Consider the following 20056-nt stretch of genomic DNA (forward strand, 5'->3'; position numbering starts at 1 on the left):
GCGTCGATCACTCGCCGTCTTTGTCGAGACCGAAGTGGTCGGCGAGACGTGCCAGCGTGAACTCCTGACGGAGCTTGCAAGAAGTGTTGGGGTTGTAGAACATTCCTGCCTCCGAGAACGCGTCCGCCAGCGGGACGGCGGCCAGCCATCGGACCGGAATGGCCCACTCGGAGATGTCGTCTGACTCCACCTGCCCCGGATCGAGGTGTCGATAGCTGCCGTTAAGCGTCTGCTGTGCCAACGGAACCCACGCCCCGTTCTGCTCTATGAGCGCCTCGTCGAAGCGCTTGGGCTCTGCGAGCGTGACGCCCACTCCCACGTAGCCACTTCCCGGTATGTAGACGTTTACCCGGTCGCCGGCGGGAATGGTGCGCAGCGTCCCCGACGAACGGGCCGATCCGCCAGCGGAGACGAATCCGAGCGTCTGGCCGTCCTGCCAGTCGCGACCGTGGGTGCCGAAGTTGACGTACCAATCCTGGCCGTTCCACTGGGCTCGCTTGCCCTTCTTCGCCCCGGGCGCTGTGGAAATGACGTGGTCGTCGACCAGCCAGCTCCGCGCGAGATAGCGCCGGTCCTGGTCCTCCAAGTACGAGAAGAAGACCGCGTTCACCGGTACGCCGAAGTTGCGCAAGTAAGTGACAATCCGCTCCGAGCTGGAATCCAGTTCGGCGGCGACGATGGTGAGGTTTAGCTCGCCGTTCAGTTCGTCGGGAGGCGGGCTCCCGAAAGTCTTCTCAAACACGGCCTCGAATGGTGTTTTCAGGTGCTTGCTCGCGAGGTCGATGATGTCGTCTCGGGAGAGTGTTGTGACCCAGGAGCCGTAGTCGAGAACCTGGGCAACAACCTCCCGAGGAGTCTTGTCGCGCTTGAGCTCCAACAGATGCAGATTGCCGTCGCCGTCGATCGCCAGCAGGTCGAGGCGCTTGCCGTACGGCGTCAGCACCTCGCTGCCGATGACCAGCAGGCGCTCGCCGAGGAGCGAAGGATCCTTGGCCAGGAACTGGTGAAGGTCCTTCTCGGCCGGAAGGACGGCTGTCGTGAGCGGCTGCGGTTCATCGTCATCGATGCGCCACATCTTCATCTCAACTGGCATCGGTCACAGCTCCCCTCGGAAGGCGCGAGATTGAAGGGACGCAAAGAGTTTGTTACCGGCCGCCAGGGCACGCAGCACGGCGGCCCTGTGGGTGTTGAACTGCTCCATCCGCTCGGCGAACTCGCATTGAAGGTCCAGCGGCGGCACTGGCACTTCAAGCTCGCGAAGTTGTCCCATCGCGATCCGGGTCCGCGTCTGGCCATGAGCGAAAGCCAACGCGAGGTTTAGGGTCCCAGGCATGTTCAGAAGCCAGCACGCCCAAGTCGCGTTCGCCCTTGAATCGTCAACGCGCAACTGGATGCAATCGGCCTTGTTCAGAGCGATCGGCATGTCATCAGGCTGAAGGCATGCCCGGAGGTTGGGGTCGCCCAAGGTGCCGATGAGAACGTCGCCCGGCTGACAGTCATGCTTCGCGAGCGACGCATAGTGAGCTTCTGACACGTACGCCTTGTCGGCCGAGAGGTAGCGGCCCACCCCAATGTTCTGGAGGCGAACTACCGGCACTCCCTCAGACGTGTAATGACTGCTCTTCAGATTGCTGCCGAACGGTCCGTCGCTGAACTTCGTGGCGAGCGACCGGATGGAGGCAACTGCATATCCGTGTGGGTTAACCGCAGGATCGCCGAACATCGACTCGTAGATCGCCACAGGGAGCGTCTCCAAGTGGGAGAGCACTTGGCGGCGCCTGGTGCGGTGCGCGTCAGCGTGGTCGAGGATCGTGGCAATGCGCCCCTGCTCGGTGACCGACGGCAAATCTAGGTCGAATCGGAGGAGTTGCTCGCGGTTGAGCTTCGGAATGTTCGCGCGGTTTGACAAAGACGTCGCGTAGTCAAGGAAGCCTTGGCTGCGGAGTAGGTGTGCGACGTACTTGGGAGTGGCGAGATCACGGTCAACATCGAGCGCGTACATGTCCGCACTGCAGACCCCGGCGATGTCGACGACAGCCACCTTGTTCAGGTTCGGGCGGATCTTCGAGTAGAGGACGTCGCCTGCCTCGAATCGATACTTGCCGCTGGTCACGCCGTCTTCGCCGGCTGTCCGATAGCCAAGTAGACGACCTGAGTCCTTTTCGATGGAATCTGGTGCGATGTGCGGAAGGCGTGCGATTTCGGGCCGAGTTGGATCGACAAGCGAGGAACGAACTGAGCACACCTCTCCGAGTGCGGTCACGAGAGCATCGCCTTCAGCTCGGCGAGGCCCTTGGCGATCTCGTCCTCCAGCGTCTCGATGTCGGCGATGATTTCCAGCGGCGCACGGTGCTCGATCTCGTCATGGACGATCTCCTTGTAGCGGTTCATGGATAGGTCGTAGCCCTGGGCGACGATGTCGTCCTTGGGCACGAGGAAGGACTGCTCGGTGCGGGCGCGATTCTTCTCATAGCCGCGGTTCTGCCATCGAGCGAGCGCGTCGGGGAGGTCGTTGGCTTCGACTGCGTTGCGTTTGTCATCGAGGCTGAAGCCGTCGGCGTGGACGTCGTAAAACCAGACGTCGTCGGTGCCGCCGGAGTTGGTCTTGGTGAAGAACAGGATCGCGGTCGAGACGCCGGCGTACGGGCGGAAGACACCTGACGGCAGCTTCACCACGGCGTCAAGCTTCTGGTCCTCGACCAGCATCCTTCGCAGCGCCTTATGTGCCGTGCTGGAACCGAAGAGGACACCGTCGGGAACGATGACTGCCGCTCGTCCACCGGGCTTGAGCAGCTTGAGAAACAGCGCGAGGAAGAGCAGCTCGGTCTTCTTGGTCTTCACGACCCGCTGAAGGTCCTTCGCCGTCGACTCGTAGTCGAGCGACCCGGCGAAGGGCGGGTTGGCGAGGATCAGGGTGTACTTGTCGGCGTCTTCACTCGCCCCTTCGGACAGGGAGTCGCGGTAGCGGATGTCCGGGGACTCGATGCCGTGCAGCAACATGTTCATGCTGCCGATGCGCAGCATGGTGGAGTCGAAGTCGTAGCCATGGAACATCGAGGCATGGAAGTGCTTGCGCTGCACAAGGTCGAGGAGCGCGTCGGCGTGCGTGTCGCGGACGTACTCGCTGGCGGCGACGAGGAAGCCAGCCGTGCCGCAGGCCGGGTCGCAGATCTCGTCAGCCGGCTGAGGCGCGGTCATCTTCACCATTAGGTCGATGATGTGGCGAGGGGTACGGAACTGTCCGTTGACGCCAGCGGAGGCGATCTTGGAGAGCAGGTACTCGTAGAGGTCACCGTTGGTGTCCCGGTCGGCCATTGGGATGTCGTCGAGCATGTCGACGACCTTGGACAGCAGCGCCGGGGTCGGGATGGTGAAGCGGGCATCCTTCATGTGCTCGGTGTAGGTGGTGCCGTCGCCCATGGTCCGCAGGAACGGGAAGACCTCCTCGGCGATGGTCTTGTGCATGACCTCGGGGGAGGCGTTTTTGAACTGGCTCCACCTCAGGTGAGCCTGGCCGGGCAGGAACATGGGGCTCTCGATGGCGCCGCCGGTCATGCGCGCCTTCTTCTCGGCCAGCGTCTGGATGTCGTCGAGGCGGCGGATGAACAGCAGGTAGGTGATCTGCTCAATGACCTCGAGCGGGTTGCTGATGCCCCCTGACCAAAAGGCGTCCCAGACGCGGTCGATCTTGCTCTTCAGCTCACCAGTAATCACAGGCGAACTCTAGTAAGAGCTGGGCCTTTGGACTTGGACATGGGTGACCCGTGCGGCCCGCTGTCTTCCAGGCAGCCCTTCAGGATGCGCGGCCGCCTGACCCAACCTGGCACCTATAAGTGCAGCAGTAGTCCCGGTCGGGCAACTCGCGCCTTGGATGGTCGCTTGGGTCTACGCGTTGGACCGGGCGGCCCTGTGACGCGGCACCCAGTGGCCGGAGCGATATTAGCGCCCACGGGCTTGGCCGGTTCCCCATACTGGGCGGAGTGACGCTGTCTCGCGAACTAGCGACCATCGGCATGTTCGCTACTCGAGGACCTCGCCTGTTGCCCCGTCCAGGAAGACGCCGTCAACGAGGTGCAACCGGGCTCCGGCTTGTCCGGTGGCGTCGGGGCTCGTCAAGGGGGCCATCGCCTCGAGGTCCCTCTTGAAGGACTGATGCCGTCGGCGTCGGTGGGCGTCGCTGGTGTGGCGAGCGTGGCGGCTGGTGGAGGGCCAAGTTTGGTGGCCGTCTTCGCAGTGGGTCTTGAGCTGGTTGCGCATGCGGTCGAGGAAGCAGGGGAGGGCGTAGCGGTGCCAGTCTTCGAGAGCGTCGCTGGTGTGGGCGTTGCCGGCTCGGCGTCGTTGGTCGGTGAGAACGGCGAGTTCGTGGATGAGGTGGGGGTGGTTGGGCCAGCACGAAGGGATGTAGTTGGTGGTGTCCCAGATGTGTTAGTGGTTGATCCAGGTGACGACGTCGTCGAGCCAGGCCCATAGCTCGAGGCGGAGGTTGGGGTGGGTGCAGGTGGGTGGTTCCCAGGGTTTTGGGAGTCGGCGGATGTCGCCGAGGGCTTTGAGCTGTTCTGGGGTACCGGTGGCGGCGATGGTGAGTTCCCAGTAGGCGTGTTCGATGAGTCTGCCGGCTTTGGGGAACGGCGTTGTGAGGGGCGCCCCGGACTCTGGGGTGGTGGCGTCGTGGATGCTCATGGTGCGGCTGTTCCGTGGGTGTTGGTGAGTCCGGCGCGTTGGGCTTCGACGAGCGCGGTGGTAGTGCGGGCCTCGGTGGGGATGGCGTGGGCGCGAGCCGCGGTGAGTTGTTCCCGGTTAGCCGCTTGGGCGTGCAGGAGTCGCTTGCCGTTGGGTCCGTCGATGCTGCGGTGGAGTCGGGCGAGGATGGGTTTGCCGTTCTCGGCGATGACGAGCGCGTGCCGGTCGCGGAGCTGGCGGATCTCGGCTCCGGTGAGGATGGGGATGTCTTCGCCGGAGATGGAGCGGCGGCTGTGTCCGTGTTGCCAGGTGGTGCGGGGGACGCGGACGGGGCCGAGGAGGTCGGAGATCTCGCGGTTGAAGGTGACGTCCTTGGAGCCGCCGAACATGACCAGGACGTTGGTCAGGCCGAGGACGGCGCGGGCTTCGTGGTCTCCGAAAGTCTGGGTGAGCTGGGCTCGGGTCTGCGCGGCCCACAGGAAGGAAATGCCGAGGGCGCGTTCGTTGGCCATGCGGGTCTGCAGGGTGGGAAGTGGAGCGGTGGAGGGCAGCTCGTCGAGGCAGGCGAGCATCGGTGGGCACAGCCGTCCCCACGGCGATTTGCCGGCGGCGTGCAGGGCGGTGTCGAGGACGTGTTCGGCGACGGCGGTGAGCAGGGGCGAGGCGGACTCGTAGGGGCTGTCGCGGCCGAGGAGGTAGATGGTGCCCCCGGCGGCGATGACGTCTGCGATGTCGGTGGCGGGCCGTCCCGGTCCAGGGACGCAGCGGCGGCGGGTGTCGGCCTGGAAGAACAGGGCCAAGGCCTGTTGGACGGTGGTGATGGTGTTGCCGGCGGTGCGGTCGTCGCCGCGCAGGGCGCCGTGGAGCAGGCCGTGCCAGAAGGGTGCGGCGTGTGGGTGGGCGCGCAGGATCTCGGTCGGTTCGGTAGCGGCGGTGGGGTGGGCGGCCCAGCGCAGGACGTCGTCGAGGCTGCGTCCGGTCAGGGCCGCGGCGTGGAAGTAGCCCTGGATGACCTTGGCGGCTTCGGCGGCGTAGAAGCGGGCGGCGTCGTCGCCTTGTCCGCGGGCTCCGGCACCGCGGATGGTGCCGGCGGTGAACGCCTTGGCGCGTCGTTCGGCGACGAGGGGGTCGACGCAGCCGGCGATGGGGTCCCAGACGAGCTCGGGCAGGCCGGGGGCGAGGCCGAAGGGGTCCAGGACGAGGCAGGGCCGCTCGCCGGTGGAGCGGGCGTCGAGGCTGAGGAGGAGGTCGTCGACCTTGGTGAGGGTGACCAGCGCCGCACCGGGGGCGTTGAGCAGGGCGGGGATGAGCAGGTCGAGGGTCTTGCCGGAGCCCTGGGGGCCGATCACGCCGGCGGTACGGTCCCACGGGACCCACAGGTCTCCGCCGCGGGGTTCGCGGGCGTGGCCGAGGCGCCAGCCGCTGTCTGTGGGGTGGAAGCGGGTCATCGCCGGCGGCCGTACAGATCGGGGCGGATGACGGGCGCGGCCCGGCGGAGCCGGCGGAGCCCGAGCAGGTTCTCGGCGTCCTCGCGGCTGGCCATGCCTCGCAGCCGGGATGGCCCCCACCGCCGCATACCCACCACGGCGGTGACGGTGATGGCGGCCAGGGCCCCGAGCTCGGCGACGGCCAGGCATGTGTAGAGCAGGCGGGCGCTGGCTCCGACCCCGGAGGGAAGGCCGGCGCCGGCGTCGCCGGCGAGGATGCCGGGCAGGGCAGTGACGAGCTGGTCGCGTGGGGTCCAGGTCCAGCTGCCCACGGCGATGGCGTTGGCGGTGGCGCGGGCGGCGTGCGCGGCCAGCGCGAGCATGGTGAGGGCGGCGAGGAGGCAGGTGGCGGGGATCTCCCACCCGGGCGGGTGTGGGGTGGCTCGGCGGGACTGCTGCATCGGGTCCTCCTCCTGGTGGTCGGTCGTCACCTCCCTAGGCGGGTGTGGCGCTCTTGGGGGTCACCCGTTGACGAGGGCGTCCTCGGTCGGAGGGCAGTCACGCGGTGCGGTGCCGTAGTAGGCATGGGCGTAGGTGAGGACGTCGTTGACGTACCAGTCGGCGTGGTTGTACGCGAACAGCGCCGCCCGCACCCCGCCGGGTGTGGTTGCGCCGGTGGCGGCGAGGTAGTGGGCGGCGGAGTGGATGGAGTCAGCATCAGAGGTGATGTCAACCCGTCCGTCGCGGTCGCCGTCGACGCCGTACGCGGTGAAGGTGGCGGGCATGAACTGCATGAGTCCTCGAGCGCCGGCCAGCGAGGTGTGCTCGATACTGCCGTGGCGGGTCTCCTCCATCCCGATGCCGGCGAGCAGGGGCCATGGAACGTCGTACCGCTCCCCCGCCGCCCGGTAAAGGGTGAGGATCTCAGGTGGGATGGGCGCGGGCGGCATGGTCAGCGAGTGCAGGCGGGGCGATCCCGCGGCCGGCAGCACGGCGGAGGTCAGAGTGGGGTCCGGCGCAGCGGAAGGGGCGGGGGTGCCGTCGAGGGGTGCGGCGTGGGCGGCCATGAACGGTTCGGGGTCGACGGGGGTGCCGTTGACCCGGACCTCGAAGTGGAGGTGGCTGCCGGTGGAAGCGCCGGTGGAGCCTTCGGTCCCGATCCGTTGCCCGGCGGTGACGGTGGCGCCGACGGTGATGTCGATGCGGGCGAGGTGGGCGTAGCGGGTGGTGATGCCGCCGCCGTGGTCGATGTCGACGGCGTTGCCGTATCTGCCGCGGGGCCCGGCGGCGGTGACCGTGCCGGTGTGGGCGGCGTGGACGGTGCCGGGTCGGGGCAGGGAGGCGAGGTCGACCCCGGAGTGCAGGCGCCACTGGTGGCGGACGGGGTGGAAGCGGCGCCCGAACGGTGAGGTGCGGGTGTACGGCTGCTGGAACGGTGCCTGCCATTCCCCGATCACCGCGAGAGCGGCTGTCTCGCAGCCCATCTGGTCGGACGCGGCGACGGTCGCGCCGGTGGCGACAACCAGCGCGGCGGCCAGCGGTGCGCCCGCGAGGGTGAGTACTGCGGCGGCTGCGACGAGCCAGGCCTTGCTCATCAGTGGGATGACTGTCAGGCGGCGCCGGCGATGGCGTCGTTGGTGTCGGTGAGCTGCGCCTCGAGGGGGTGCAGCACTGTCTGAACCTTGTACTGCTGGTCGCCGACGCACCACAGGGCTCGGCCCTTGCCGTGCATGGCCCATCCGGTGACGACGTCGCGGGCGAGGGGTCCGAGGCCGAGGAGGGTGTCGAGGTCGGTGGCGACGGCTTGGTCCTGGCCGTGCAGGATGCGGATGTCGGTGAGGTGCAGCAGGTCCTTGGCGATGGTGACGGCCTGAGATCCGGCGTCGCCGACGGAGAGCAGGTCGGCGGGTTTGTGGGCGTTGGCCCACTGGATGTCGCCGTCGGCGCGGGACAGACGCAGGTCCTGGTCGAAGGACTTCACCGCGTCGGCTCCGAGCCGCATCTGCTTCCACACCTCGTCGCGGACGATGACCCGCAGGTCGCGGGCCGTGGCGTGTTCACGCATGCCGCGTCCCCAGGAGGACAGGCAGGTCAGGGCGATGCCGACCGCTTCGTCTCCCAGCGGCATTAGCCGGGACAGGGACAGGGACTGGATGGGGGCGTCCCAGTCGAGGTCGATGGTGGTGGGTCCGTCGAACAGGCCGTGGAGGGCGCCGTCGACGAGCTGGGAGAGGGCGTCGCGCAGCAGGCGGGTCTCGTCGAGGAGCTGGCGGGCGGTGGCGTACCGGCAGGCGGTGACGAGGTCGTCGGTGGGGTTGGACAGCAGGTGCCACAGGTCGGGGATCGTGGTCTCGCGCAGGCGGGTTGCGGCGTCGGTGTAGCCGGTGAGGGTGCGCAGGGCGGTCTTGACGACCTGTTCCTCGACCGGCCCGAACGGGACCGCGGCGGCGCCGACGCGTTGGGAGCCGACGAGGCCGCGCACGAGGGTGAGCCAGCGCCCGAACACGATGCCTGCTCGGGCTTGGGCCTGCTGTGGGTCGAGCCGGTCCCAGCCGTGGCCGAGGGGGCCGAACGCGAGGGGGTTGATCCGGGCGGGCAGGCCGGGGCCGATGGTGACCGGGTCGACTCCGAGGAACCGGCACAGGGGCTCGTACTCGTCCTTGGGGTCGCCCAGGACGAGGGTGCGGTAGCCGACGTCCATCATTCGCAGGATGAAGACCTTGGTGGTGGCGGACTTGCCGCGGCCGGGTTTGCCGAAGCAGATGACGTTGGGGTTGGTGACGGGCACGTCGTCGCGCAGGACCCACCCGAACGGGTCGGCGTGGAACACGCCTCCGGCGAGGACGTCGATGCCCATCGGGGCACCGGTCGGTGGCAGGCCGGGGGTGGCGATGAAGGGCCACAGGACGGGGGTCTGGTCGGAGGTCATCCGCCAGGTCGCGATCGGCGCGGCCGGCGAGGGTGACCAGCCGCGGCCGGGGGTGGCGGGTCCGCGGCGGGGCGCCCGGGTGAAGAGGCGGCCCTCGTCGCGCCGGGCCGGGGTGGGCGGGGCGGGTGGGAGGTCGTGGCCGAAGTCGGCGAGCAGCTGTGGCAGGGACCGCCCGCGCGGGCGGCGCCGGGTCAGCGCCTCCACGACGGCACCTGCTGCCCCGCACCTGAGGCGGGCTCGTCGGTGGCCCGGTCGGGGTCGGCGTGGCGGGCTGCGGTCTCGAGGTCGCGGGCGGCGTCGGGGTGGCCCTCGCGGCGCAGGATCGCGGCGGAGGCGACGCAGGCGATGGCGTAGTGGCGGTTCGCGTCGGCGCTGGTGCCGTAGCGGTGCGGGTAGCCGGTCATGACGCGCTCCTGCGGGCGAGGGTGACCCCGAGGGGGATGACGGCGGAGCAGAACGCGGCGTCCTGGGAGAGGTCGAGCCGCAGCGGGGCGTACCCGGCGGAGCGGACGGCGGCGTCGAGGCGCCGGCCGTGGTCGGCGACGCGGGCGGTCGCGGGGACGGTGACGGTGCAGATGGCGTGCGGGCGAATCAGGGCATGGCCGCGGGCGACCTTGGCGTCCAGGCCGCGGGCCTTGTCGGTCTCCTGGCGGGATCGGGTGCGTTGGCGCACCTTCGCCTTGGTGCGCAGCCCGTCGGCCATGTCGGCGGACCACTGCGTGGAGGCGGTGTGCCGGTCCGCGGCGCGGGCGGACAGCACCGGGTAGGACACCATGACGGTGCGCCGCTCCCCCACGCCGGGCACGAGCACCGGCGCCAATGCCCCGATGACCGCGCCCCGTACGGGCAGGGTGAGGGTGAGGCAGATCGACGACCACGCGTCGTGGCGGTAGTGCCGCGCCGAACTCTGGGCGCCGGACGGGCCGGCCATCGACCACGGCACGGCCGGAGCGGTGGCCGCAGCGGCGTCGACGAGGGCGGCACGGTCGCCGGGGGCGAACCCGGTACGGCATGCGGCCGCCAGCTCGGGCGAGGTGAGCCAGTCCACGCTCGTCATGCCGAGCCCGCCGCGCAGGTGGGCCTCGACCTCCCCGAGGAGCCCGTGCAGGACGACGGCGCGGCCGTCGATGCCGCCGCCGGCTTCCTTGGCGGGCTTGGCGAGCCGGCTCTCGGGGACGACGACGGTGACGAACGCCTCGGTGCGCACCGACGCCCCGGCCAGCACGGTGGACAGGTCGTCGGTGATGGCGCGCACGGCGGGTGGGATGCCGGCGCTGCGATGCCGGGCCAGCCAGTGGGCGCGTTCGGCGCCGTCGTCAGGGACAGTGCGGACCATAACGATGACCTCGTCGACGAGCTCGGTACGGCTGGCGGCGTCGAGCAGGAGGGCCAGGGCCGCCCCGTACCGGTCGCGGTCGGCCGGTTCGGTCAGCCCGATCCCGGGGTGGGTGACGGCGGCCGTGACCGCCCACGTGCGGACCGCGTGGTTCTGGATGAGGGCGACGCGCCGGCCGTGCGGGCCGGTGGGTGGGCCGTCGTGGATCTCGATCCCGGCCAGGACACCGGGCAGGTCCACCTGCGCTTCGTCGGTGACCGTGCCGGACGCGGCCCGGCTGGTGAAGGCGGTCCAGCCCGCCCAGGACCCGGTGGTGTGGGCGGCGACGGCCAGCAGCCACCCGGTCGCGGAGCGGCCCCGGATCGGGGTGACGACGAGGACGACGAGCAGGACCCACCCGGTCGTCATTACAGCGGTGGACAGCCACTCCCCCGCCCCGAGGGTCCACAGCGGCGGCAGCGCGGCAGCGGCGAGGAGGGCGAGCTGCCAACCGGTCAGCCCGAAGAAGAAGCCGATGCGGGCGCGGGCGTAGTCGGCGTAGATGTGGGACACGGCGAGGACCTCCAAGCGGTGGTGGGCGTGGACAGCGCTGAACGGGACGGGGTTGGGGGCTCGGTCAGACGGGAACGACGGGGACGGCCGCGGCGGCCGCACCTGTACCGGCTCCCCCAGCGGCGGCGCCTGGCGCGCCGCCAGGGGCTCCGACTGGGAAGGGGGTGGGCAGTGCCCGGACCGGGGCGATCCCGTCGGGTGCGCTGACGTCGGGGGCGCCGGCCTGGTCTTCGCCGCGGGTGTCGGGGGTTGACGGCCTGTTGGGGCCGGGGCGTGGGGGGCGGGTGAAGTCGGGGATGTAGCTGTGGTGGCCGACGCCCATCTGGTTCGTCATGTCGGCGCTGACGGCAGCGCCGGTGGCGCCGATCCCCGCGGCCGTGCCGAGGACGCGGCCGGCGGCGCCGAGCATCCCGGACGCGGTCTGGGCGAAGCGGCTGGTGGTGGCGTCCTCGCCGGTGGCCTCAGGTGCGGCGCGGCCCATCCCGTCGGTGCTGGACGCGGTCGCGGGGCCGGTCGGGCTCGACCCGGACAGCAGGCCTTGGACGCCGCCGGCGGCGGCGAGGCCGTTGCGCATGGCCGCGCCGGAGCTGGTGCCGGGGTCGACGAACGCGAGGAGCTTGAACAGGGCCAGGGGGGCGAAGCAGGAGATGAGGACGAGCATGACGCCGGGGACGGCGGTGCCGACCGCGGACGCGAGGCCGGCCTCGCCGGTGCCGGTGACGACCGCGGTGGTGGTCTGGGTGCCGGCGCCGATGACCAGCGCCATCAGGGGTGGGGTGAGGGCGGCGGCGTGGGTCCAGCGCACGCTCTTCCAGAACCAGGACTGCCCGACCTCGGAGGCGAGTCCGGCGGCGGCGATGGGTGCGGTGGCGACGAGGACGATGAGGGCGGCGGCGCGGGCGAGCATGACCATGAGGTGGCCAATGGCGGCGATGATGACGAGGACCCCGAGGATCCCGAGGACGGTGGCGATGGTGGCGTCGGTGAGGTCTTCGGCCTCGACCCGTCCCCACGGGTTCCACTGGGCCCAGGTGTCGACGCCCATGGTCGCCTTCATCAGCGAGCGGGTCAGTCCGGAGCAGGCGTAGAGCAGGGCGATGGCGTAGGTGATCCAAGCGGCCCAGACCATGACGAACTGGGCACCGCCGACCAGGACGCGGGCGAGCGACTTGCCGTCGCGGCGGGCGGCGGCGATGCCGGTCTGGACGAGCGCGAGGGCGAGGACGAGGGTGGCGGCGACCCAGAAGGTGACGCGGTAGGTGCCGGCCATCGGGCCGGTCTCGCGCAGGTCGGGGGTGAGGAAGGTGTCGACCCAGCCCAAGACGAGCCGCAGCAGCCACAGCCCGCCGTTCCAAAGGGCGAGCATGGTGGTGGTCCAGGCGTCGGCGGCGGCCTTGGCGGCGGCGTTGCCGAGGAAGGTGAACGGGTCGAGCAGGTCGTCCCAGCCCTGCGCTGTGGTCGCCATCACCCGCCCCCGGGGTCGGTGCGCCAGGGCCGCCATCCGGCGGCGTGGGCGAGGTCGGTGCCGGGCCACGTGGACGGGGCCGAGGCGGGGGCGGGTCCGGGCGCGACAACCCACCGGTCGTGCTGCCATTGGAGGCGTTCGCAGCGGCCGTACGCGATGGTCGCGGTGCGGGTGACGGCGGCGTCGATGCGGTACAGCACACACGCCAGGACCCAGTCGGGGCCGTCGCTGCCCTTGACCTGTGCGGCGACGGGGGTGATGGCGACCGCGACTGGGCCGGTGGTGTTGGAGGCGGTGCGGAAGGCCCGGACCGCGGCGGTGGGGACCCAGGCCTCGAGCGCGGGCGCCCCGGGCAGGGTCCAGGCGTCGTGGACGGCGCGGGCGACGGGGATGTCCATGGCGGTCAGGACGGTTGTGTCGCTGGCGGCGAGTTGCCCGATCGCGCCGGCCGGGGTGTGCGGGAAGCCGGAGGGGACCTGGGCGGGCCCTGATGTGGTGGGCGCGGGGATGTCGATGGGGTCGGTGGGTGCCACCGAGGGGATGCCGCCTCGGGCGTCGGCCGGGGCCACGTCGAGCATGGGGGCCCCCGCGACGGCGTCCCGATAGGAAGTCCGGGCGTCGGCGGCGACGGTGGCGGCGACGTAGTCGTCGTACGGCAGGGTGTCGTCGGCTGTGTCGCGGATGAGGGCCACGACCCCACCGATGAGGGTGAGGGCCGCCAGGAGGATCCCGACCAGGGTGGACAGGAGCCGGGCGCGTCCCCACCCGGGTGCGGTGGCGGACCAGGTCTGGGGCATCAGACGCACCCGGAGCCGGTCATGGCGCGCACGATGCCGGGCAGGACGAGGTAGCCGACGATGGCGGCGAAGACGAGGACGATGCCGACGACGCCGGCGCGGGAGGCGTGGGGCATGGCGAAGGCGCGGCCGCCGACGACGGCGCCGATGCCGACGAGGACGCCGAGGATGAACAGGATCCCGATGCCCCAGAGCAGGTAGCCCATGAGCTGGTCGGCGTAGCCCTGCGCGCCGGGTGGGGCGACGGGGCAGATCCGGGTGGTGAGCGCGGCGAGGGTTGCGCTGGTGCTGGTCATGACAGGGCATTCCGGTCGGTGGTGTGCGTGGCGGTGGCGGTCAGGGTCAGTGCGTGGCGGGCGGTGCGCAGGACCGCTGCCGGCAGGGGCGTGGAGTCGATGCCGTGGACCCGCAGCCGCGGGTCGAGTGGGACGGTGACGACTCGGCCGCGCAGGTCGTGCGCGGCGCAGACCTGGTCCCAGGCGTGGGCGGCGGCGCGGTCGCGGTGGCGGCGGCTGGGGCTGCCGGTGGCGACGACGACGTCGCGGTGGCGCAGCAGGGCGAGGGTCTGGTCGAGGCGTCGGAACCCGGGCACGGTGGTCGTGGCGGTGACGACGACGGGGCCGGGTCGGCGCAGGAGGTCGGCGACCCAGGAGTGGCCGGCGAGGACGGTCTCGAGCGGGGCGGCGACGTCGATGACGGCCAGGGCGCCGGTGTGGGAGTCGGGGGTGGTGGGTGGGTGGGCGGTGGCGACGGGTGCGACGGGGCGCTCAATGAGGACATCGCCGCGGCGGCCGCGGACCCATCCGTCGTCGTGGGTGCCGAGCTCGGCGGTTGCGGCGCCGGCCAGCGCGGAGGCGGGTCCGGCGCAGTCGAGGAGCCGGGCCCGGCCGGCGGCGGTGGCCAGGGCGAGGGCGATCGTGGAGGCTCCGCTGCCGCTGGAGGCGCCCAGGACCGGCAGGGCGGGCCCGTGCCAGCGGTCCTCGGCCGGTGGCGTGGGGGGGCGCAGGCGTCGGAACCGGCCGTCGAGGACGTCGCGGTAGGCGCGCTGGAGCTCGGCGACGGTGACGGGTCGGGTCGTGGTGATGGTGGTGGTCATGGCCCCCTCCTGGGTGGCTGTGGCGGGTCCGGGTGTCGATTTCCCTAAGCCGGCGCGGTGGGCTTGGCGGTCAGGCCGGGATGGCGTAGGTCGCGGTGAGAGCGGCGAGAACGCGTTGGGTGTGGCGGCGGATGGTGCGCGCGGAGGTGCCGAGCTCGGCGGCGACGACGTTCGCGGAGGCGGCGCAGACGATCCCGGCCTGGGTGCCGCAGCGGGGGTTGCTGCCGTTGTCGGCGAGCTCGGCGAGGCGGGTGATCATGGCGCGCTGGTGGTCGGTGATGACCTCGTCGCGGTGGGCGCGCTCGAGCAGGAGCGCGAGCTCGGCGGCCGGGTCCTCGGCGTGGGTGGTGTCGGGCAGGTCGAGCCACGCGACGGTGGTGGGGTCGACGGTGACGAGTCGTTCCCAGACGGCCTCGGCGTGCCCGCGCGCGCCGAGGTCGACCATGACGCCCTTGCGGGTGTTGAGCAGGACGGTGGCGGCGACCTTCCAGGTGCTCTGCCAGCGCAGGGCGCGGACCTCGAGCCACAGCTGGGAGGCGACGAACTGGTCGATGTCGGGGCTGAGGTAGCGCAGGCGGTTGGCCAGGATGCTGGCGCCGGGCAGCAGGACCCAGATGAGGACGGCGGCCGCCAGCGGTTCGTCATCGCCGAGGGTGGAGCCCTTGCGGGCCAGGACCCGCAGGACGGGGTCCCGGTCGCCGGGTGCGGCGGTGCGCAGCCAGCCGGGCAGGTCGGCCAGGTCCGGGATCGGGGTGAGCTCGGGGTGCTGCCGGACCCAGGTGGGCCAGGCCTGCGCGGCGCCGGCGAGCGGGCCGGCGTCGAGGTCGGTCATCTGCAGCTGAGTGGTCACGCTCATCGCTGTCGCCTTTCGTCAGGGGGTGACGAGGTGACGGTGCGGTGGCGGTGTCCCCGGTTTCGTCCCGGGACGTGCCGGCCCGGGTGGGGGGACGGGCCGATGACGTGCAGGGACGAGCGCGTGACCTGCGGAAACGTTCGTCCCCGGGAAAGGTGCGCCGTCGTGGTCGACGGGCTTGCCGGTCGGTCCGCGGAGGGTCCGTGCCGGAGCCGGTCAGCTCAGCCGCGCGGCGGCTGGTGACGGGCCAGGGGTCAGCTGGCTTGCGCGCCGCCGGTCCAGCGGTGGCGGGCGATGACGGTCTCGCTGCGCTCGGGCAAGTCCTCGGGAGGTCCGGGGACGTCGACTCGGTCCAGGACGGTCGCGCGCAGGCGGTCGTGGGCGTCGGTGTCCCGGCCGTCGGAGGCGTCGACGGCGACTAGGTCGAGGCGGGGTGTCTCGTCGTGGGGTGCGGCGAGCAGGGCCTGCTCGGCGGCGTGGCGGGCGGTGTCGAGGTCGTGCTGGCGTAGGGCGGCGGTGGTGACGATGTGGGCGGTGTCGACGATCGCGGCGACTAGGTGGTGGTCGTGGCGGTCGCCTTCGTGGAGCCAGGTCCAGGCGCCGGGGCGGAGCTGGCTGAACGGCTCGCCGCGGACAAGGGTGAGCGCGGTGGTGAGGTCGTCGATACCGGCGGGGCCACGATTCTGGGCGCGGCGGCGTAGCCGGCGGAACAGGTCGGCGTCGGTGAGGAGGTCCTGGACCTGGTAGACGCCGATGCCGCGCTCGATCGCGGTGGGTGCCTTGCGGGCGTCGGGCAGGTGCGGCTCGCCGGTGCGGGGGTTGGTGCCCAGCCATTCGCGCACGACGCGGGCGTACTCGCGGGCCTTGGCGGGGGTGATGCCCATGGCGTCAGCGAGCTCGTCGGGGGTGGCGCCGTGCGGGCGCAGGGCGATGAAGGCCAGGACGGCGGTCATGTACGCCTTGCGTTCGGCCAGGGCTCGTCCGCGGGTGCGGGCGGTGACGGGGCCGAGGAGGGTCAGGCGGGGCAGCGGGCAGTCGTGCGCGAACCAGAGCTCGAGGTCGCCGTCGAGGTCGGGGTCGACATCGTCGGCGACGGGTCGGGTGGCGGGGTCGAGGCGCGGCGCGAGGGCTGCGAGGTCGTCGTTGGTGGTGGCGGCGTCGTCGAGGTAGTTCTCGTCGGGGTCGGGGAGCAGGCTGGTGGGGTCGCCGTGGGGGTCGCGCGGCAGGGTCGAGGAGGCGCGCAGGGCGCCGGCGGCGTCGGTGTCGGCGCGCCAGTCGCTCGTCGCGCCGGTGTCGGCGGCGTCGGGGATGGGCTGGTCCTGCAGGGCCGCTCCGGCGGCGAGGAGGGAGGCGCAGCCGAGGGCTTCGTCGCGGGTGAGCCCGACGGCGACGAGGTCGAGCCCGACGTGTGGGAGGCGGACGCGCCCGGTGGGGCTGACCTCGGCGACGGTCCCGGCGGAGGTCGCGGGACCGGTGAGGACGACGGCGACGGCGGCGGTGTCGTGGTGCTGGTCGATGACGGTGAGGAGCTGTCCGAGGGCGGGTGGGGTGTCGCCGCGGCCGTCGGCGATGAGGACGGCGGCAGGCCAGGCGTCCTCACCGCTCATGGCGGCGCGGGCCGTGGCGGAGTCGAGTCGTGCTGCGGTGGCCCGGTCGTGGGCGGTCACGGCGTGGGTGAGGGTGTCGGCGGCGGGGGCGTCGAGGACGTCGTGGCGGTGGAGCCGGTCCGGGTTGAGGGTGGTGACGTCGGCGGCCGGTCCGTGGCAGTGCGCGGTGACGGTCTCGGCCCAGGGGTTGCAGGCGATCTCCGCGGCGAGGTAGCGGGCGAGGTCCTCGGCCATCGTGGGGTCGCCGGTCAGGGTGAGGACGACGCCCTCGATGTTGAGCAGCCAGGTGTCGCCGGCGGCGTTGGTGGCGGGGTCGCTGGTGCCGATGGTGACCAAGAGCGGGAACGGGGCTGGCTGGTCAGGGGCGAGGTGTCCGGGCAGGGCCGCGGTGGCGGGCAGGGACCAGCGGGTCGCGGCGCCGTCGGGGTCGACCCACGGGTCGGGCAGCGGGCAGGGGGTCTGGAGGTGGAGGGTGGCGTCGTCGGCGGTGAGCTGGACGGCGGCCAGGGAGGGCATGGGCTGCCCGGCGGCCGTCAGAGTGGTGGCGAGGTGGCGCAGGGCGAGGTCGAGCCGCTCGACGTCGGGGGCGGCTGGGGCTCCGGTGACGGCGAGGGTCTTCTCGATGGGGGCGAGAGCCGGGGTTGGGGTGGCGATGGTGCGGCCGGGGCGGCGGTGGCGTTGCTGGGCGGCGCGGCGGCGGGCGAGGAGGAGCCACAGGGAGCCGGCGAGGACGGGTGCGGTGGCGAGTCCGGTGACCAGCCACGGGAAGGAGGGCGCGTCGTCGGCGGGAGCGGCGATCGGCGGCTCCGCCGTCGTGCCGTGTTGGGCATCGTGACGGGCGGTGGGGGTCGGTTTAGTCGTGGGGGCGGGTCCGCGGTCGGCCGGTTTGAGTCCGGTCGTGGCCGGCGCGGTTGGGGCCGGCGTGGTCGGGGTCGGCACGGAGGCTGGTGCGGTCGTGGGGGCCGGTGTCGTGGTGTCAGTGGGGAGGGTGAGGACCCAGCCGGGGACGATGAGGTCGGGGTCGCTGAGGTGTCGCCCGTCGGGTTGGGTGGCGTGGCGGGAGGCGGCGTAGATCTCGGGGTAGCGGCCGGGGTCGCCGAGCTCGGTGTCGGCGATGCCGCTGAGGGTGTCGCCGCTCTCGACGACGTAGCGCCCGCCGGCCGGGGCGGCCGGTGTCTGCGCCGCTGCGGCGGCCGGGAGGCGGAGGACGGTGCCGGGGGTGAGCGCGTCGGGGTCGGGGACGGTGGCGCGGTTGAGGGCGGCGATGGCGCTCCACTGGCGCGGGTCGCCGAGCCGGTCGGTCGCGATGGACCAGAGGGTGTCGCCCTTGCGGACGGTGTGGGTCTGTTCGGGGACGGGCGCGGTGGTCGCGGCCGCCCGCCTTGGCGCGGGGATTGCGGTGACGGCGGGTGCGGCGGCGACGGTGGGGGCCGCAGTGACCTGGCCGGCCGGGGCGGCGGCCGGCGTGGTTGAGGTCGCTGTGGTGGCGAAGAGGAGGACAGCGGCACCGACGAGTCCGTGCGCCGCGGACTGTGGCAGCGCGAGACCGGGCAGGTGCGGGGTGGGGATGCCGCGGGCTCGGGCGCCGATCTCGAGGAGGGTGGTGCCGGCGAGGAAGGCCCAGGCGAGCCACGCGGCGATGGTGAGCGCGGTCAGGGCGACGGTGCCGTCGTCGGGGGTGCTGAGCAGCTCGCGCAGGCGGTCCCAGCCGGGCCAGCCGGTGGGGGTCGAGCCGGCGGCGAGGAGGGCGGCGGGGACGCCGGCGAGGAGGGCGACCAGGGCGGTGGTGGCGGCCAGGCCGGTGAGGCGGGCGCGCAGGGTGGGTGTCATTGCTCGACTCCTCCGACGGTGCGGGTGACCTTGGCTTCGGCGTGGCCGGTGACCGGGAGGGTCGTAATGCCGATGATGCCGAGGAAGGTGCTGGTGTAGGTGTCGGCCGTGTCGACGGTGATGGTGTCGCCTCCGGTGACGCGGACGTGGCCGGTCATGCCGGAGGCGGCCAGGTAGGTCTTGGCGGCGCGGGTGGCGGCGGTGATGTCGGTGCGGACGGCTTGGCCGCGGATGGCGGGGGCGGCTTGGAGCTGTTGTCCGCCGGTGCGGGCGGCTTCGGCGGCGACGGCGCGGGCGCGTTGCTGGGTGTGGACGTGGCCACCGAGGTCGATGGCCAGGCCGGCGAGGACGACCATGGCGAACCCGGTGGTGGCCAGCCAGATGCTCACGGACCCGCGCTCGGGTGCCGGGGTGGGGGTGGTCATGTGCGTCCCCGGTAGGTGTCGATGGGTGAGGTGGCGGTGCCGGTGACGGTGGTGGTGCCGGGCAGGCCGGGGATGGCGATGTCGCCGAGGGGGACGGCGCAGGTGATGGTGGCGGTGACGGCGGCGGGGGTGCCGACGGGGGCGCGGAAGCCGCGGGTGTCGACGCGCACGGTGGTGGTGGTGCAGCGCAGGCCTTGGGTGGTCAGGCTGGCGGTGGCGGCGTCGCGGGCGGTGGCGGCGGCGGTGGTTTCGGTGCGGGCGATGGAGGCGGTGCGGGCGGCTTCGGTGGCGACGGCGTCCACGGCCTGTCCGGCGACGGCGATGCGTCCGGCGATGATGATGAGCCCGACGAACAGCACGAACGCGGGCAGCCCGATGGCGGCCTCGAGGGCGGCGGAGCCGCGTTCGGCGCGGGTGGTCATCGGGTGGTCCGTTCGACGGGCACGGTGGCGGACTGGGTGACGGTGGGGGTCCAGCCGGGCAGCACGGACAAGGCGGTGCCGCGGACGGTGATGGTGGCGGTGGTGGCGGTGCGGGCGCCGGTGATGCCGCTGACGGTAAGGGAGTCGCCGGCGGTGGCGGCGAGGTAGGTGGTGGCGGTGGTGATGCCGTCGGCCTTGGTGCCGTTCTGGGCGCCGGCGGCGCGGGCGCCTTCCTGCGCGGCGGCGATGGCCAGGGTGCGGGCGTGGTAGTGCAGGGCGGCTTGCATGCCGAGGAACATGACGGTGAACAGCGCGGGCATGAGCAGGACCATCTGGATGGAGGTGGAGCCGTGCTCGTCCCGCCGCCGGGGCGGGCGGCTGGCGGGTGTGGGGGCGCGGGTTGGGGTCATCACTCCCCCTAGGTGATCTTGGCGGCCTCGGAGGTCACGTACGCGGTGATGGCCAGGACGACGATGCCGACGATGGTGATGACGGCGACCGCCCACAGGACCTGCTCGATGGTGACCGAGCCCTGCTCGGTGCGCAGGCGGGCGCGGGCTCGGTCGGTGAGGTGGACCCCGAGGGTGTGCAGGGTGGCGGCGAGGTGGTGCATGGCGGGTGCCTTTCGGGTTTGGTT

Annotated in this window: 20 protein-coding genes; all 20 read right to left on the reverse strand. The window is 71.9% G+C overall.

Annotation, left to right across the window (positions count from 1 at the left end; genetic code table 11):
- Positions 1-7: 7 nt before the first annotated feature.
- A complete protein-coding gene (locus AC3EU2_RS03375) occupies positions 8-1093 on the reverse strand; it encodes a hypothetical protein (protein ID WP_488178335.1) in 1086 nt (361 codons plus the stop codon).
- A 3-nt stretch (positions 1094-1096) separates the two neighbouring features.
- Complete coding sequence (locus AC3EU2_RS03380; protein ID WP_488178336.1) at positions 1097-2263, reverse strand: restriction endonuclease subunit S; 1167 nt, start codon at positions 2261-2263, stop codon at positions 1097-1099.
- Positions 2260-3714, reverse strand: coding sequence for a type I restriction-modification system subunit M (locus AC3EU2_RS03385; protein WP_488178337.1), 1455 nt, complete (start codon positions 3712-3714; stop codon positions 2260-2262). Before AC3EU2_RS03385 ends, AC3EU2_RS03380 begins: the two co-directional genes overlap by 4 nt.
- Positions 3715-4425: 711 nt before the next feature.
- The gene (locus AC3EU2_RS03390; protein WP_488178338.1) at positions 4426-4680 is read right to left on the reverse strand and encodes a hypothetical protein; all 255 of its coding nucleotides are present in this window, start codon (positions 4678-4680) and stop codon (positions 4426-4428) included.
- Positions 4677-6128 (reverse strand): type IV secretory system conjugative DNA transfer family protein, encoded by a 1452-nt coding sequence (locus tag AC3EU2_RS03395; RefSeq protein ID WP_488178339.1) that lies wholly within the window; start codon positions 6126-6128, stop codon positions 4677-4679. The genes AC3EU2_RS03390 and AC3EU2_RS03395 overlap by 4 nt, the downstream gene beginning before the upstream one ends.
- Positions 6125-6598, reverse strand: a complete 474-nt coding sequence (locus tag AC3EU2_RS03400; protein WP_488178340.1) for a hypothetical protein — start codon at positions 6596-6598, stop codon at positions 6125-6127. The genes AC3EU2_RS03395 and AC3EU2_RS03400 overlap by 4 nt, the downstream gene beginning before the upstream one ends.
- Positions 6599-6628: 30 nt before the next feature.
- The gene (locus AC3EU2_RS03405; protein WP_488178341.1) at positions 6629-7702 is read right to left on the reverse strand and encodes a peptidoglycan DD-metalloendopeptidase family protein; all 1074 of its coding nucleotides are present in this window, start codon (positions 7700-7702) and stop codon (positions 6629-6631) included.
- Between the two features lie 14 nt (positions 7703-7716).
- Positions 7717-9240, reverse strand: a complete 1524-nt coding sequence (locus AC3EU2_RS03410) for an ATP-binding protein (protein WP_488178342.1) — start codon at positions 9238-9240, stop codon at positions 7717-7719.
- Positions 9228-9440 carry a hypothetical protein gene (locus AC3EU2_RS03415; protein WP_488178343.1) on the reverse strand — a complete coding sequence of 71 codons (213 nt, stop codon included), beginning with the start codon at positions 9438-9440 and terminating at the stop codon, positions 9228-9230. Before AC3EU2_RS03415 ends, AC3EU2_RS03410 begins: the two co-directional genes overlap by 13 nt.
- The gene (locus AC3EU2_RS03420; protein ID WP_488178344.1) at positions 9437-10924 is read right to left on the reverse strand and encodes an SCO6880 family protein; all 1488 of its coding nucleotides are present in this window, start codon (positions 10922-10924) and stop codon (positions 9437-9439) included. Before AC3EU2_RS03420 ends, AC3EU2_RS03415 begins: the two co-directional genes overlap by 4 nt.
- A gap of 64 nt (positions 10925-10988) precedes the next feature.
- Positions 10989-12389, reverse strand: coding sequence for a hypothetical protein (locus tag AC3EU2_RS03425; protein ID WP_488178345.1), 1401 nt, complete (start codon positions 12387-12389; stop codon positions 10989-10991).
- Positions 12389-13186, reverse strand: coding sequence for a hypothetical protein (locus AC3EU2_RS03430; RefSeq protein ID WP_488178346.1), 798 nt, complete (start codon positions 13184-13186; stop codon positions 12389-12391). Before AC3EU2_RS03430 ends, AC3EU2_RS03425 begins: the two co-directional genes overlap by 1 nt.
- Complete coding sequence (locus AC3EU2_RS03435; protein WP_488178347.1) at positions 13186-13482, reverse strand: hypothetical protein; 297 nt, start codon at positions 13480-13482, stop codon at positions 13186-13188. Before AC3EU2_RS03435 ends, AC3EU2_RS03430 begins: the two co-directional genes overlap by 1 nt.
- Positions 13479-14282: a hypothetical protein gene (locus AC3EU2_RS03440; protein ID WP_488178348.1), complete on the reverse strand. Its 804-nt coding sequence runs from the start codon at positions 14280-14282 to the stop codon at positions 13479-13481. The genes AC3EU2_RS03435 and AC3EU2_RS03440 overlap by 4 nt, the downstream gene beginning before the upstream one ends.
- 70 nt (positions 14283-14352) lie before the next feature.
- Positions 14353-15138 carry a hypothetical protein gene (locus tag AC3EU2_RS03445; protein ID WP_488178349.1) on the reverse strand — a complete coding sequence of 262 codons (786 nt, stop codon included), beginning with the start codon at positions 15136-15138 and terminating at the stop codon, positions 14353-14355.
- Positions 15139-15389: 251 nt separating this feature from the next.
- Positions 15390-18572, reverse strand: coding sequence for a LysM peptidoglycan-binding domain-containing protein (locus AC3EU2_RS03450; RefSeq protein WP_488178350.1), 3183 nt, complete (start codon positions 18570-18572; stop codon positions 15390-15392).
- The gene (locus AC3EU2_RS03455; protein ID WP_488178351.1) at positions 18569-18997 is read right to left on the reverse strand and encodes a pilus assembly protein TadG-related protein; all 429 of its coding nucleotides are present in this window, start codon (positions 18995-18997) and stop codon (positions 18569-18571) included. The genes AC3EU2_RS03450 and AC3EU2_RS03455 overlap by 4 nt, the downstream gene beginning before the upstream one ends.
- On the reverse strand, positions 18994-19419 hold the full coding sequence (locus AC3EU2_RS03460) for a TadE family protein (RefSeq protein WP_488178352.1): 426 nt from the start codon (positions 19417-19419) through the stop codon (positions 18994-18996). Before AC3EU2_RS03460 ends, AC3EU2_RS03455 begins: the two co-directional genes overlap by 4 nt.
- Complete coding sequence (locus tag AC3EU2_RS03465) at positions 19416-19829, reverse strand: TadE family protein (RefSeq protein WP_488178353.1); 414 nt, start codon at positions 19827-19829, stop codon at positions 19416-19418. The genes AC3EU2_RS03460 and AC3EU2_RS03465 overlap by 4 nt, the downstream gene beginning before the upstream one ends.
- 8 nt (positions 19830-19837) lie before the next feature.
- Positions 19838-20032, reverse strand: a complete 195-nt coding sequence (locus tag AC3EU2_RS03470) for a hypothetical protein (RefSeq protein WP_488178354.1) — start codon at positions 20030-20032, stop codon at positions 19838-19840.
- Positions 20033-20056: the final 24 nt, after the last annotated feature.

Source organism: Knoellia sp. B-D-2 (assembly GCF_057714695.1).